Here is a 13,456-nt window from a genome sequence, read left to right as displayed (position 1 = left end):
ATGGCAAAGCCAGCAACAGAAAGCATTACCCTACCAGATTTTCCAGTAGCGATAGTTCGCAATTTAGACGGTCACTTGATTGATGATAGCATCGGCTTAAAAGAGCTTGTAGAGCATACCGATAAAGGACTGATTCTTTACTTTTATCCAAAAGACGATACACCTGGTTGTACTACGCAGGCCACAGAGTTTACAGAACATCTACCTGTCTTTGATAAGCTTGGCTATGATATCGTTGGCGTATCAAGAGACAGCGTTGAGTCTCATAAGAAGTTCATCACCAAGTACGATCTACAAATTCCACTTATTAGCGATAGTGATGAAAAACTCTGCCAGTACTTTGACGTTATTAAAGAAAAAAATATGTATGGAAAAATCACTATGGGCCTTGTGCGTTCAGTATTTGTATTTGATAAGGACGGGACACTGACCCACGCGCAGCGCAACCTAAGAGCAAAAGGTTATACTGAGCGTTTGTTAGAGACGCTAAGTGCGTAATCACTCCGATTGATATTGCTTGAAGAACAAGTAAATGTTTAAAAAGCCTTCTTAGATTTGATAAGGACCATCGGTATTTATCAGAGCTATGAAGGCTTCTTTGTTTTTAACAACAAAAGACTATTTTTTCATAAATCCTAAATCTGGATTGTTAAAGTTGTCACACTGTCAGTCGCGTTTAACTCTTTAATAGCTTCATAGAAGCTTGCCAGCGCATCATCCACTAATGACATCTGTTTGCCATGTTGACTTAGTAAACTTAATTGTATATCAAAGCTTTTCGTAATCATTACTTTATTATTAGCACTTGCTATGAAACTTTCTGACAAGACAGAAACTATATTTATCATTCTCAATCAATATTTTTGTAAAAACATTTATGTCATCTAAGAAAATAATGACACATTTTTGCAACAGCTTGCTACGTATGCATAGGTGCATAACGTTTAGATAAGCTTTAGTATTAAAGCCCACTATTTAAAAAAATAAATCGTCAAATATAGATATAAATAATCAACTAACTGAGGATAATATGAGCAAACTGTCTGGTAACACTGACAAGAATGTCACTCGTAAGGTAGAGGTAGCAGTAATTGGTGCTGGTACTGCAGGTCAGAACGCGTTTCGTCAAGCCAGTAAAACTATTGAAAACATTGTTATTATTAATGACGGGTTTTGGAGTACAACCTGTATCCAAGTTGGCTGTATGCCAAGTAAACTTTTAATTGCCGCAGCTGATCGTGCTCATGACGCCAATCATTCTGAGGACTTTGGCATTCATGCTACGACTCAGATAGATGGTAAACGAGTAATGGAACGTGTCCGTGATGAGCGTAGCCATTTTGCAAGCTATATTAAGAAGCAAGTAGATAGCTGGCCTGAAAACAAGAAGATATCAGGGCGCGCGCATATTAATAAACAGGGTTTGATTGAAGTTAATGATGAGTTGATAAAGGCCAATAAAATTATCGTGGCGACTGGCAGCTCTCCCTATATTCCAGATGACTGGTCTGACAATCTTGGTGACACTTTATTGACGTCTGATACCGTCTTTGAGCTGACAGACTTGCCCAAATCTATAGCCGTCATAGGTGCAGGTTCTATCGGATTAGAGCTTGCGCAAGCGTTTAAACGCTTAGGCGTAGAAGTCACTTTATTCAATCGTGCTAAACGCGTTGCTGGACTTAAAGATGATGACATCAACAATAAAGCAATCGTTTGTTTAAACCGCGAATTGACCATGCATTTGGGCAGTAAGATCAATAATGTAGGTACGCAAACTGTTGAAGGAGAAGATAAGACGTCCGCCTTTATTGAGTATGAAGACAGTGCAGGTAAGATGCAGCAATGGCAAGGTGAACGTGTACTAGTCGCGACTGGACGTCGTAATAATATTGAACAATTGGGTATTGAAAATTTAGATGTTGAGCTTGATGACAAAAACCGGCCAAAACAATTAGATAAGAAGACGGGTCAGATTGGTGATCTTGATGTTTATATTGTTGGTGATGCCAATGCTAATATTCCTCTATTACATGTTGCTAGTGATGAAGGATATAGTGCAGGTAATATAGTATGCGAAAATAAGGCAGACGCTTATATACGTCCGCCAGCTATTCCCTTTTCTATTGTGTTTTGTTCACCGCAGATTGTCAACGTCGGTATGTCACTACCTGAGATACAACAGGATCCAGAGTTAGAATATGTCATCGGCCGTGTCAGTTTTGACAACCAAGGACGTAGTCGTATTATGGGTGTTAACTGCGGCCTATTGCATATTTATGCTTGTAAAAAAACCGATAGAGTTTTAGGTGCCAGTATGGTTGGTCCAGATGCTGAGTACATTGGACATATATTGGCGACCGCTATTACCAATGATATAAGTGTCAAAGATTTACTCGACACCCCTTTTTATCATCCTACTATTTTAGAAGGTCTGCGTACTGCTCTGCGTGATGTCCAGCATAAAATGGAGATACCTTATCAATCTCAAGATGCACAGGAGTATAGCTTTTAGTTGTCTGCTCAGTTACACTTTCAAATAAGAGATATGCCTTGTGCCAATCACTATTTGGACTGTTGATTGGCACAAAGCTTGTAGTAATTTGAGACTTAACTTTGCATGGACAAGATAATGGCAATTGCTGGTATTACTGATTTTTTTGAAGAGATTATCCGTGACCTACATACCAGTTTATATCTTGCGCTTGGTGGCTCAGTAGAAGAAGATTCTTTTGATTGGTCCACTCAGATAGTAGAGTTGGTTAGTACTGGCATCAAAATCCTGATACTGCTTGCAGTGTTAGGGTTTTTTTATTGGCTGGCGATTTATATTATAAAGCACAATAAGACACGGTTTCGTCTTAATGAGCGACGTAGTAACATCGTACGCTCAGTACTGCGTTATATATGGGTTGTCGCTAGTCTAATCGCCATCATGAGTCAGATTAACTTTGAGCCAGGTACTGTTAAAGCCACAGCAAAAGCCAGTATTTGGGCAGGTATCTACTATATATTGTGGACGTCATCAGGACAGATCATTCATAAAGTACTGCAACACTATGGTCTTAATGCCTCTATCGAGCAGCTACTCAAAAATATTTTATCTGTACTAATATGGGTGCTTGGACTTGCCAGCGTCATGGCCCAATTTGGCTTCGATATTGTATCTTTGGTAGCTGGTCTTGGTATCGTTGGCTTAGCAGTCGGCTTTGCAGCACAATCAACACTCGCCAACTTCATCGCTGGTATCACAATCTTGCTCGAACAATCGTTTCAGGTGGGCGACTGGATTCACATTAATGAAAACGAAGGTCGTGTGGTACTTATTGCCTTACGCACCACCCATATTTTGACGCGAGACAACATCACCGTTATCATCCCAAACTCTAACGTGGCCTCCTCTGAGGTGATCAACCTGACCTCTAAGAACTTTATACGTTTTGATCTTCGGATGCGTATCGCCTTCGAAGATGATATCGATACAGCTCGCAAAGAGATTTTACAAGTATTGACTGACACCAATGTTGTGCTAAGTCGCCCTGAGGCCTCAGCTACAGTCGATGAAATTGGTGAATATGGCGTATTCTTTATTGTACGCTTTTGGGTGAAGCCTGCAGCCGTAGCACGTATGCCAAAAATTAAAGAAAACCTACAAGAAGATATCAAACGCGCCTTCGATGCTGCCAATATCTCAACGCCCTACCCGCATATGCGGTTGCTCATGCCAAAGGATGTCGACTACCCTATCGCTACCAAACCTTTTGCAACCACAACGCAAGTCATTGCAGAACCAGAAATGAAAACAGAACCGCTACCCTCAACCAAAAATGAGAAATAAAACAGTCGAGACGCGTTAGATATTGGGTATTGGTGCATATCATTAGTTAGCACACTCAAACACTTAGTATCGACTATATTGCTTAATACCAACCACTTTAAACCATCCTATCCTGAAATATGGTAAAATCGCGGGTTAAACATCGTAATTTATGATGCGCCTCATTTATCCATTTAGCCCACAGGTATCCGTATGTCCGAAACAGCCGCGCCCCTCTCTTCCACAGTATCTCCACCAGCGTTGTCGCTTGATCTTATCATCACCTGTGCCGATGGACTTGAGGTGCCCCTACAGATTGAGCTGACAAGTTTTGGTATTGCAAGTGACATCAAAAGTACGGGCCGTCTGGCAGTGACTGGTACTTTGCATGATCTATATACGATTTGCTTGTGGTCTCGTGTGGCTTCACGAGTACTAATGCTTATCAAACGTAAAAACATTAATACAGATTATGATGTGGCAGAACAGCTCTATGGCTTGGCAAAATCGGTCAACTGGACTGAACAGTTTAGCTTGGAGCAAACGTTTGCGATTCGCCTGTCTGTTGACAAGCGTGTTGCTGTCAGTCAACAGTTTGCGATGCTGCGTATCAAAGATGCGATTGCCGATACTTTTAATGAAGTTTATGACAGCCGTCCTAATGTCGATAGTAAAAATCCAGACTTTTCTGTATTTGCGACCGTCAATGATAAACAAGCTGAGCTGTATCTAGACTTATCAGGTACCAGTTTGCATCGCCGTGGTTACCGTGTGGCGATGACCGAAGCCCCATTAAAAGAAAACCTAGCAGCTGCCCTACTCTATAGTGCTGGTTGGCATAAGAAAAACGACGCTGGTAACGCACCTTTTTACAATGCTCTCATCGACCCTATGTGCGGCTCTGGTACGTTTATTATCGAAGCGCTTCTTATGCATTGTGATTATGCAGTCGGTATCGATAAAGCGGCCAATCAATTTGGTTTTTATGAATGGCAACATCATGATGATGCACTGTGGCAGCAAATGATTGATGATGCGCAGACACGTTTTCGCGACGCTTTAGCGATTGCTCATGAGCAGCCAGATACCCTGCCTCTTATACTAGGTTACGATGCAGATAGCGGTGCGACTCTAGCGACAGAGAAGAACCTGATTGCAGCAGGTTTGCAAGATTTGCTACCGCTACTGGATATAGAAACCCGCGCTCTTGACCAATTGAGCGGTGTGTTAAAACCACTGGTCGATGATGGTCGATTGAGCAACCCTTTAATCATCACCAACCCACCTTATGGTGAGCGTTTGGGTGATGAAGAGATGATAAAACCGTTATACCATGCGTTAGGACTCATCTTGCAAGATAGCTTTGCTGGTAGCGGAATTGACCCAATGCTTGGTATTTTGGCCGCTAATGTCGAACAAGTTGATATCTTGCCGATTAAAGCGCCTAAAACATTACGTTGTCATAATGGTGCTATCACCGTTTATTTCCGTTACGGAACACTCATCGCTGGGCAAACGGGCAACCTTGTTAGTCGCTTTGAAAAGCGTGAGATTGACGTAGAAGATGGTCAGGACTTCATCAACCGTCTGCAAAAAAATCTTGCTAAGCTTAAAAAACTGGCCAAAAAAGACAACGTCAGTAATATCCGTGTCTACGATGCTGATTTGCCTGATTTTAAAGTCGCAATTGATCTATATGGCGATTATGCGCATGTGCAAGAATATGCACCGCCCAAAACCATCCCGCCAGAAACTGCCAAAAAACGCTTTAATTTGGCATTGATGGGTATTCGTGAGGTATTTGATATCAACCGCGAGCAAGTCTTTATCAAAACCCGTGCACGTCAATCTGGCAATGATCAATATAGTAAGCAAGGCGACACTGAAAAACGTGGTAAGTTTTATGTCGCTCGTGAAGATGGTGCATATTTTTATGTCAACTTTACTGATTATCTCGATACTGGTCTATTCATTGACCATCGTAATATGCGCGCACGCATCAAGAGCAATAGTCGCGGTAAATCGGTATTAAACTTATTTGCTTATACTTGTACAGCGAGTGTGCACGCAGCCCTTGCTGGCGCGAAAAAAGTCACTAGCGTTGACTTGTCACAGAACTATCTAGACTGGGGCAAACAAAACTTTGTACTCAATGGTCTGGATGTTAGTCGTAACAAATATCAATTCGTTGCGGCTGATATCTTTGAGTGGATTAAGGACAATACTGAGCAATTTGATATTATCTTTATCGATCCACCGACCTTTTCAAACTCAAAAAAGTTTCAGGGTACTTTTGATGTACAGCGTGATCATGCTGCCCTTATCAACCGTGCTATGAATCGTTTGACTTCGGATGGCGTGTTGTATTTTTCAAACAACTTTACTCGCTTTGAATTAGATGAACAGCTGAGCGAGCGCTACGCTATCATTGATATTACCTCAAAGACTATTGGCTTTGATTTTAATATCAAAAAACCCATCCATCAAAGTTTTGAGATTCGTCATCGCTAGAGTTTAGATGTACAAAAGTTCACTGTAGTATTTAAATATTATCATTTGTAGTTCACCTTGTCATAAACACAACAATGACCTAATCTGCTTTGATTGGGTCATTTTTTGTTGTTATGATAGAACGTTATTACGTGTTGGTTTTGCACCATTTCTGATGCAATATTATTCTTCCTTGTATCGTCTCAACATCAACACGATTTTAATAAAACGTTGAACTTACTCTAATAATAAGGACTATCAAATGGCTTTATCACTTAATAAAGGCGGTAACTTATCGCTAACGAAAACCGATCCAAATTTATCCAAACTGCTTATCGGTCTTGGTTGGGACGAGCGCGCGACGTCTGGCGCAGAATTCGATCTTGATGCTAGTGTGTTTTTGTTAAGTACGGCTGGCAAAGTACGCGGTGATCATGACTTTATCTTTTATAATCAACTCAAGTCCGACAATGGCGCGGTTGAGCATACGGGTGACAACCGTACTGGCGAAGGTGACGGTGATGATGAAGTCATCAAAGTAAATTTGACCCAAGTACCTGCTGATGTCGATAAAGTTGTCGTTACCGTTACTATTCATGATGCTGCTGCTCGTAGTCAAAACTTTGGTCAAGTAGCCAACGCCTTCATCCGCGTCGTCAATGAAGAGACAGGTACTGAGGTCGTTCGCTTTGACTTAGCAGAAGACTACTCTGTTGAGACGGCCATGGTATTTGGCGAAGTGTATCGTCACAACGGCGAGTGGAAATTCCGTGCTGTCGGACAGGGCTACTCAGGTGGATTGCAAGCCATGTGTCAGCAGTATGGTGTGGATATTTAGAGTTGTCCTAAAATCAGTACTTATACTGCTATTAGAATAACTATCACATCCAAAACCTAAAGTATAGGTTGCTCTATTAATAGTAGTGAGTATAGCTACAAAACAGTCACTATTATTGGTAGCCAAACGACTGATAATGCTTTATGTTTCGATTAAAATTATGCATAAAAAGTGGTTAGCAATAGCCACTTTTTTGTGGTTTGTGTCTATAATAGGCCGACCTTAGCTTTACGCAACCAGACAGGATGTGTCATGAGACATTTTTATTTAGACTTTATCTTTACAGCCATTGCCTTAGCGGTAGCGGCGTGGTGGGGATATTCACATGGCGGTATGGGTGGCATGATAGCTACCTTATCTATTACTGCTATTTTGGCCGTCATGGAGATTTCATTATCGTTTGATAATGCGGTGGTCAACGCCTCAGTCCTCAAAGGCTGGGATGAATTTTGGAAAAAAATCTTCTTAACCGTTGGTATTTTAATTGCCGTATTTGGTATGCGCTTGGTCTTCCCTATCGTCATTGTCGCGGTTACCGCTGACCTTGGTATGATGGAAGTGATCAACCTAGCCTTATACAACCCAGAAGAGTACTCTGCCAGACTGATGGCGCACCATGCTGAAATCTCAGCGTTTGGTGGTATTTTCTTACTACTGGTTTTCTTAAACTTTATATTTGACGAAAAAGAAGTCCTATGGTTCCACTGGCTTGAAAGCCGTTTGGCAAAACTGGGTAAAGTTGATGCTATGAGTGTCTTTGTCGCACTTATTATCTTGATGATAGCGGTATCATGGGCTAGTACAGAGCAAGCTTCTGCTGTATTAATCGCTGGCGTTTGGGGTATTCTAGTTTATCTTGGTGTCCAAGTGGTATCTGGTATGCTCGAGGGCGATCTTGAAGAAGGTTTAGAACACGAAGATGGTATGTCGGGCGGGGAAGCGACCAGTGCCATTATGAAAGGCGGTATTATTGGTTTCTTATACTTAGAAGTCCTTGATGCCTCGTTCAGTTTTGATGGTGTCATTGGTGCTTTTGCTATTACCAACGACGTTATCGTTATTATGCTAGGTCTTGCTATTGGTGCGATGTTTGTGCGTTCTATGACCATTTTCCTAGTGGACAAAGGCACACTTGATGAGTTCGTTTATCTTGAACATGGCGCACACTATGCTATCGGTGCGCTAGCGATTATTATGTTGTTATCAGTGAAGCTTCATGTGCCAGAGCTGATTACTGGTCTTATCGGTATCGCCTTTATCGGCTGGGCGTTACTTTCTTCACTCAAATATCGTAAGCAAGCAGCAATTGAATAGGTCTCGATAACTCTAAGCTTAATGCTTAAATTGTTCTGAGCCGTTACACGACAGGTCATCGCCACTATCGGTTATGACCTGTTTTTATGTCCGTTTTTAGAGCGTGTTAGACATTTACGTATACACAACTTATTTTTTTATGCTCTACTTCCCTGCCAGCATCTTCTGCAACTTTGCCAATATCACACCATATAATGGTAAGAAAATAAATACACCCATTACGATCTTAAATAAGTAGTCCATCGCGCCAATCTCAACCCAGTGCGACGCCATAAAAGGGTCAGGACTTTTATAAAAGGCAATGGCAAAAAAGCACAAGCTATCGACCAGATTACCAATAAACGTCGATGCTAAGGGCGCAATCCACCAGACGCTAAGACGGCGTAATCTATTAAATACCTGAATATCTAACAGCTGTCCGACGACATAAGCGCTAAAGCTTGCAAGAACAATGCGAAAAACAAACAGATTAAAATCCAGCAGGTGTTCATGACCAATAAACTGACCATTTGAAAATACTACTGAAAAATAATAAGAGATCAATAGCGCAGGCAGCATAGCAAAGAAGATAATGCGTCTAGCGAGATTTTGACCAAAGATACGCACGGTCAAATCAGTAACCAAAAATATAAAAGGAAAGGTAACAGCGCCCCAGGTGGTGATAAAGCCAAACAGCTCAACAGGTAATTGCACCAAGTAGTTACTACTTGCGATGATAAAGATATGTAAGCTGACTAGCCAAAATAAAGCACGGCTATGGCGAATGGGTTCAATCGGGGTTGTCAAAACAGTACTGATAGTCATAAAGCGGCCTTTTTTTACACCAGGGTAGAGGGAACCTGAGCGCGCTATTATAAATCATAATCAAATAAATAGCCAAAATGAGCGTAATATTGCAATAAAACCATTTTTTTATAAATAGAAATGTATATGTCATATAGTCACACAAAATTCGCCTTGCTTAGTAGGCAAACGCTTAGTATAGTAAAACGTAATGACATGCAGGACGTGACATACAGGTAGATATTTTTGATATTTACGTTGATTGTTAGACGACTGCACGATTTTTATTTCACTTTTTCGATTCTTTAATCCACTCAATTATTAATCTAAAGGATATTTATATGGCTATTAGCTTAACAAAAGGCGGCAACGTAAACTTATCAAAAGAAGCGCCAGGTTTAACCAATATCACCGTTGGTCTTGGCTGGGATCCACGCGCAACCGACGGTCAAGAGTTTGATTTGGATGCTATTGGCTTTTTGGTCAATGAAGCAGGCAAAGTACGTAATGACCAAGACTTTATCTTTTTTAATAACCTAAAATCAGATAACGGCGCTGTTGAGCATACTGGCGATAACCGTACTGGTGAGGGCGACGGCGATGATGAACAAATCAAAATCAACCTTGCAAGCATTCCAGCTGACGTCAGCAAAGTAGCTATTTGCGCTATCATTTATGAAGGTCAAAACCGCAATCAAAACTTCGGTCAAGTTGGTGAAGCTTATATCCGCGTCGTCAACGACACTGGCCAATCTGAAATCGCACGTTATGACTTATCAGAAGATGGTAGCACCGAAACTGCAATGATCTTTGGGGAGTTATACCGTCATAGCGGTGATTGGAAATTCCGCGCAGTTGGTCAAGGCTTTAGCGGTGGTCTAGGACCATTAGCCGCCTCTTATGGTGTCAATGTTTAATCATTGATTTTAACCATTTATGAGTAAACGCAGACAATCAGACGTTTGACTGTATTTCTCCCTAAGCCATCAAGTGTATTGACCACATTTGATGGCTTTAAATATAGATGATTACGTAAAATTTTTGAATATAATTGCTTAGTAAGATGTATACAATCAATATAGAATTAGAAGGATTTTTCATTCATGACTGCTACGTTTAGCTTAATCGGAACTATCGAACCATTTTTGCATTGTAACCTTAAAAAAGGCGATTCGATTTATTGCGAAGCCAATGCCATGGTAATGATGGAGTCCAATCTTGAGCTAAAAGGTAAAATGCAAGGTGGATTGATGCAATCGTTAATGCGCCGCTTTGCTAATGATGAATCACTATTTCAACAACAGATAGAAGCGGTCGATGGTGAAGGTGACTGCCTACTTGCGCCAACACTGGATGGCGATATGCAGATACTGGACGTCGGTACTCAGCAGTATACTCTGAGTGACGGTGCTTTTGTCGCCGCACAGACAGGGGTCGATATTAGAGCAAATATTCAGCGTAACCTCGGCGGTGCGGTGTTTGGTGATACGGGCGGCTTTATGGTCATGCAGACCCAAGGTAAAGGTCAAGTCGTTGTCTCTGGCTTTGGCTCCTTGTTTGAGATTGATGTGACGCCAGACAAAGATGTCATTATCGATAATGGGCATGTAGTCTGCTGGGACTCAAACCTTGATTACAAGCTGTCGGTTTCAACCAGTAAGAAAAAAGGTATTATGAGTAATATCATCAATTCAGTCACTAGTGGTGAAGGTATGGTGCTGAACTTTTCAGGCACTGGCAAGATCATTATTTGTTCACGTAATCGAGACAGTTATCAGGGCTGGCTACAAAGTATCTTAGGTAGCAGTTCAGGTGGTCGTGGCGGTAATGGCGGTTTTTTAGATAATATCTTATAAGCAAACTTTATAAGCAAAATGAATGGCTAACTACAGTAATCAACATTTAAATATTCCACTTACAATTACTATAATACTTTCGACAAAAATGCGAGTAGCAAGGAAAATAAGTGTCCGTACTATGCATCGTAGAACTACGCATCATAGACTAAGCAAGTTTGACGCAGCTAATCGTAATTTTTGAGAGGGTATAAGGATCTCATCATGGCAGTTAGTTTACAAAAGGGTCAAAAAATATCCTTAAGCAAAGAAGCTGGCGGCAACCTTACCCAAGTCAAGCTAGGTCTTGGCTGGGATGTCGCACAAGAACCCCAAGACAAAAAAGGTGGCTTCTTAGGTAAGTTATTTGGTGGCGGCACTGGCGGCGACTCAATCGATTTGGATGCCTCATGCATTATGTTTGATAGTAATAAACAGCCTGTCGATGCCATATGGTTCAGTCAGCTTAAGTCAAAAGATGGCAGTATTGTTCATACTGGTGATAATCGCACAGGTGATGGTGATGGTGATGACGAAGTAATCAACGTTGATCTTGCAAAAGTTCCTACTGAGGTAGTATCACTGGTTTTTACTGTCAATAGCTTTACTGGACAGACATTTGAGACAGTAGAAAATGCCTTTTGCCGTATCGTCAACGCTGACAACAACTCAGAAGTGGCACGTTATAACTTGTCTGCCCAAGGCAGTCATACAGCGATGATTATGGCAAAAGTGTATCGCCATAATAATGAATGGAAGATGCACGCTATTGGTGAAACTGCTTCTGGTCGTACCTTTCATGATTTGATGCCTGCTATCACGCCACATGCATAATAGGTTTAAGCACAGTCTGCTATAATTGTATTGTGATTATAAAAAAACAGCCCGTATGCTATGCATAGACGGGCTGTTTTTTATTTAAATATCGGGGCTAAATATTACTTACGCCCGCGCTTCCAACTAAAGCCCCAATTAAACGCTTTGTCCATTTCTTGATGACCTTTGAAGTATTGGTTGATACGTTCAACGTTGATACTACCTTGCTGATTCACCAAACGTGCAATGGCACACATCGGTAGATTACCAGCGCCTTCGGTTAAGCGAGTTTCAATCGGTGGTTGTTCTGGCACATGTATCGTCGCCACCCCATCCGTCTGCGCCCAGTTTGGTGCGCCCTCATAGATAAAGGCAAAAATAAACACCTCTTCGATTTGTGCCCATTGCTGACCATTAATATCGAGCCACTCGCCACCACTTACCTGTCCAGTTCTGTCGTCAGCACGCAACAATACATAAGGCGCTGATTGCAAACTACCAAAACGATTGCCTAGTGCTTGAATCAGTGTTTTTTCGCCATTTTTCAGATGAATCATCGCACCGACATCAAGATCAATACCGCCTTTACCATGCTGCTTAAATAGATCGCCTAGTAAGCCTTTTTTGGGCGCTGCCTTATCCGTATTTGGGCGCTGATTCCAATCCAAATTAACTGATATTTTACCAAAGTCATCGCGTTTTTTGAGGTTAATGCTGGACTGGTTTTTGGTTAAGGTAATTTTACTTAAATTGATTGCAGGACTGGTCGGAATCGGCGGCGGTGTGCTTGCTTGACTTGCACTACCCGCTTTTTGGGTGTTGATAGGTCTTTGGGTATTGATAGATTGTGATTGACTCTGTGGTTGATTTTGTGACTGGTTCTGAACTGGCGCTTCATCTGCAATCTCAACACCGAAATGCTCGGATAATGGTTTTAGTCCACCTTCAAAACCTTGAGCAATAAAGCGAAATTTCCAGCTACCTTGCCTGCGATAGCATTCTGCCAGAATGATGGCTTTTTCATTACGTCCAGCGCTACTAAGCTGGCAAGTCATCAGTACCTGACTGCCTTGCAATACTTGAATGTCGACATCACCCAGTTGCGCCAGCGTCTGCCCACTAGAAAATGCTAAGGCTATTTTTTCGATGCTTGCAGGCTGCGCAGGCAAATTGATATCAAAAAAACCATCACTGTCATGACCTCGAAAGCTGACGCTATTATCATCACTACTTTTTTGACCATAAAACACCATATCGCCATCACCGCGGACTTTGCCGCTGTTTGTCAGACGATAAGCGGCACAATCAATCGCATTTTGACTCAAAATTCTAATACTAATATTGTCATTTGGTAATGGCGCATTGGCACCTGCAACTAGGGTTTGACTCATGATTTATCCTTTATATGGTTATACAGTTGAGATATTTTTAGCCTTATTATCGTCTTATAGTAGCATGGATATGACTCAATTTTTAGCAGCTGCTGAATGAGAATACGCTTGTTATGGTTAAGCTTGAAATCTACTACATCAGCTGTCGTGCATTACTTGCATAATGATTTAT

General features: G+C 41.4%; 11 protein-coding genes. 9 read left to right on the top strand and 2 right to left on the bottom strand.

Translation table 11 applies throughout. The annotated features are described in order from the left end of the window. From ACS8FB_RS00565 to ACS8FB_RS00540, 6 genes are all read left to right on the top strand, one after another. Window positions 1-498: a peroxiredoxin gene (locus ACS8FB_RS00565; protein WP_439260534.1), complete on the top strand. Its 498-nt coding sequence runs from the start codon at window positions 1-3 to the stop codon at window positions 496-498. Between the two features lie 532 nt (window positions 499-1,030). Next, the gene (locus ACS8FB_RS00560; protein ID WP_439260532.1) at window positions 1,031-2,515 is read left to right on the top strand and encodes a dihydrolipoyl dehydrogenase; all 1,485 of its coding nucleotides are present in this window, start codon (window positions 1,031-1,033) and stop codon (window positions 2,513-2,515) included. 117 nt (window positions 2,516-2,632) lie between these two features. Then, the gene (locus tag ACS8FB_RS00555) at window positions 2,633-3,838 is read left to right on the top strand and encodes a mechanosensitive ion channel family protein (RefSeq protein ID WP_439260530.1); all 1,206 of its coding nucleotides are present in this window, start codon (window positions 2,633-2,635) and stop codon (window positions 3,836-3,838) included. Between the two features lie 192 nt (window positions 3,839-4,030). Then, a complete protein-coding gene (rlmKL, locus tag ACS8FB_RS00550) occupies window positions 4,031-6,328 on the top strand; it encodes a bifunctional 23S rRNA (guanine(2069)-N(7))-methyltransferase RlmK/23S rRNA (guanine(2445)-N(2))-methyltransferase RlmL (RefSeq protein WP_439260529.1) in 2,298 nt (765 codons plus the stop codon). 241 nt (window positions 6,329-6,569) lie between these two features. Continuing rightward, the gene (locus ACS8FB_RS00545) at window positions 6,570-7,145 is read left to right on the top strand and encodes a TerD family protein (protein ID WP_439260528.1); all 576 of its coding nucleotides are present in this window, start codon (window positions 6,570-6,572) and stop codon (window positions 7,143-7,145) included. A 252-nt stretch (window positions 7,146-7,397) separates the two neighbouring features. Further along, window positions 7,398-8,459, top strand: a complete 1,062-nt coding sequence (locus ACS8FB_RS00540) for a DUF475 domain-containing protein (protein WP_439260527.1) — start codon at window positions 7,398-7,400, stop codon at window positions 8,457-8,459. Between the two features lie 144 nt (window positions 8,460-8,603). On the opposite strand, the gene ACS8FB_RS00535 is transcribed toward ACS8FB_RS00540, so the two are convergent. Continuing rightward, window positions 8,604-9,263 (bottom strand): 7-cyano-7-deazaguanine/7-aminomethyl-7-deazaguanine transporter, encoded by a 660-nt coding sequence (locus ACS8FB_RS00535; protein ID WP_439260526.1) that lies wholly within the window; start codon window positions 9,261-9,263, stop codon window positions 8,604-8,606. A gap of 320 nt (window positions 9,264-9,583) precedes the next feature. On the opposite strand from ACS8FB_RS00535, the gene ACS8FB_RS00530 reads away from it, so the two are divergent. From ACS8FB_RS00530 to ACS8FB_RS00520, 3 genes are all read left to right on the top strand, one after another. Continuing rightward, entirely contained in the window at window positions 9,584-10,159 is a 576-nt protein-coding gene (locus ACS8FB_RS00530; RefSeq protein WP_299216765.1) for a TerD family protein, read from the top strand. Window positions 10,160-10,345: 186 nt separating this feature from the next. Continuing rightward, window positions 10,346-11,098, top strand: coding sequence for a TIGR00266 family protein (locus tag ACS8FB_RS00525; RefSeq protein WP_439260525.1), 753 nt, complete (start codon window positions 10,346-10,348; stop codon window positions 11,096-11,098). A gap of 204 nt (window positions 11,099-11,302) precedes the next feature. Further along, entirely contained in the window at window positions 11,303-11,911 is a 609-nt protein-coding gene (locus tag ACS8FB_RS00520; RefSeq protein WP_439260524.1) for a TerD family protein, read from the top strand. Window positions 11,912-12,015: 104 nt separating this feature from the next. On the opposite strand, the gene ACS8FB_RS00515 is transcribed toward ACS8FB_RS00520, so the two are convergent. Next, a complete protein-coding gene (locus ACS8FB_RS00515) occupies window positions 12,016-13,284 on the bottom strand; it encodes a TerD family protein (RefSeq protein ID WP_439260522.1) in 1,269 nt (422 codons plus the stop codon). Window positions 13,285-13,456: the final 172 nt, after the last annotated feature.

Origin of the sequence: Psychrobacter sp. 1U1 (genome assembly GCF_051847535.1) — a bacterium.
In the GTDB taxonomy this organism is placed as follows: Bacteria; Pseudomonadota; Gammaproteobacteria; order Pseudomonadales; family Moraxellaceae; genus Psychrobacter; species Psychrobacter saeujeotis.
The sequence above is the reverse complement of the archived record's forward strand: the minus strand, read 5'-3'. Positions and strand labels throughout refer to the sequence as shown.

Coding starts and splice junctions, on each gene's coding strand:
- ACS8FB_RS00565 (WP_439260534.1), top strand. CDS start 1: ATGGCAAAGCCAGCAACAGAAAGCATTACCCTACCAGATTTTCCAGTA.
- ACS8FB_RS00560 (WP_439260532.1), top strand. CDS start 1,031: ATGAGCAAACTGTCTGGTAACACTGACAAGAATGTCACTCGTAAGGTA.
- ACS8FB_RS00555 (WP_439260530.1), top strand. CDS start 2,633: ATGGCAATTGCTGGTATTACTGATTTTTTTGAAGAGATTATCCGTGAC.
- rlmKL (WP_439260529.1), top strand. CDS start 4,031: ATGTCCGAAACAGCCGCGCCCCTCTCTTCCACAGTATCTCCACCAGCG.
- ACS8FB_RS00545 (WP_439260528.1), top strand. CDS start 6,570: ATGGCTTTATCACTTAATAAAGGCGGTAACTTATCGCTAACGAAAACC.
- ACS8FB_RS00540 (WP_439260527.1), top strand. CDS start 7,398: ATGAGACATTTTTATTTAGACTTTATCTTTACAGCCATTGCCTTAGCG.
- ACS8FB_RS00535 (WP_439260526.1), bottom strand. CDS start 9,263: ATGACTATCAGTACTGTTTTGACAACCCCGATTGAACCCATTCGCCAT.
- ACS8FB_RS00530 (WP_299216765.1), top strand. CDS start 9,584: ATGGCTATTAGCTTAACAAAAGGCGGCAACGTAAACTTATCAAAAGAA.
- ACS8FB_RS00525 (WP_439260525.1), top strand. CDS start 10,346: ATGACTGCTACGTTTAGCTTAATCGGAACTATCGAACCATTTTTGCAT.
- ACS8FB_RS00520 (WP_439260524.1), top strand. CDS start 11,303: ATGGCAGTTAGTTTACAAAAGGGTCAAAAAATATCCTTAAGCAAAGAA.
- ACS8FB_RS00515 (WP_439260522.1), bottom strand. CDS start 13,284: ATGAGTCAAACCCTAGTTGCAGGTGCCAATGCGCCATTACCAAATGAC.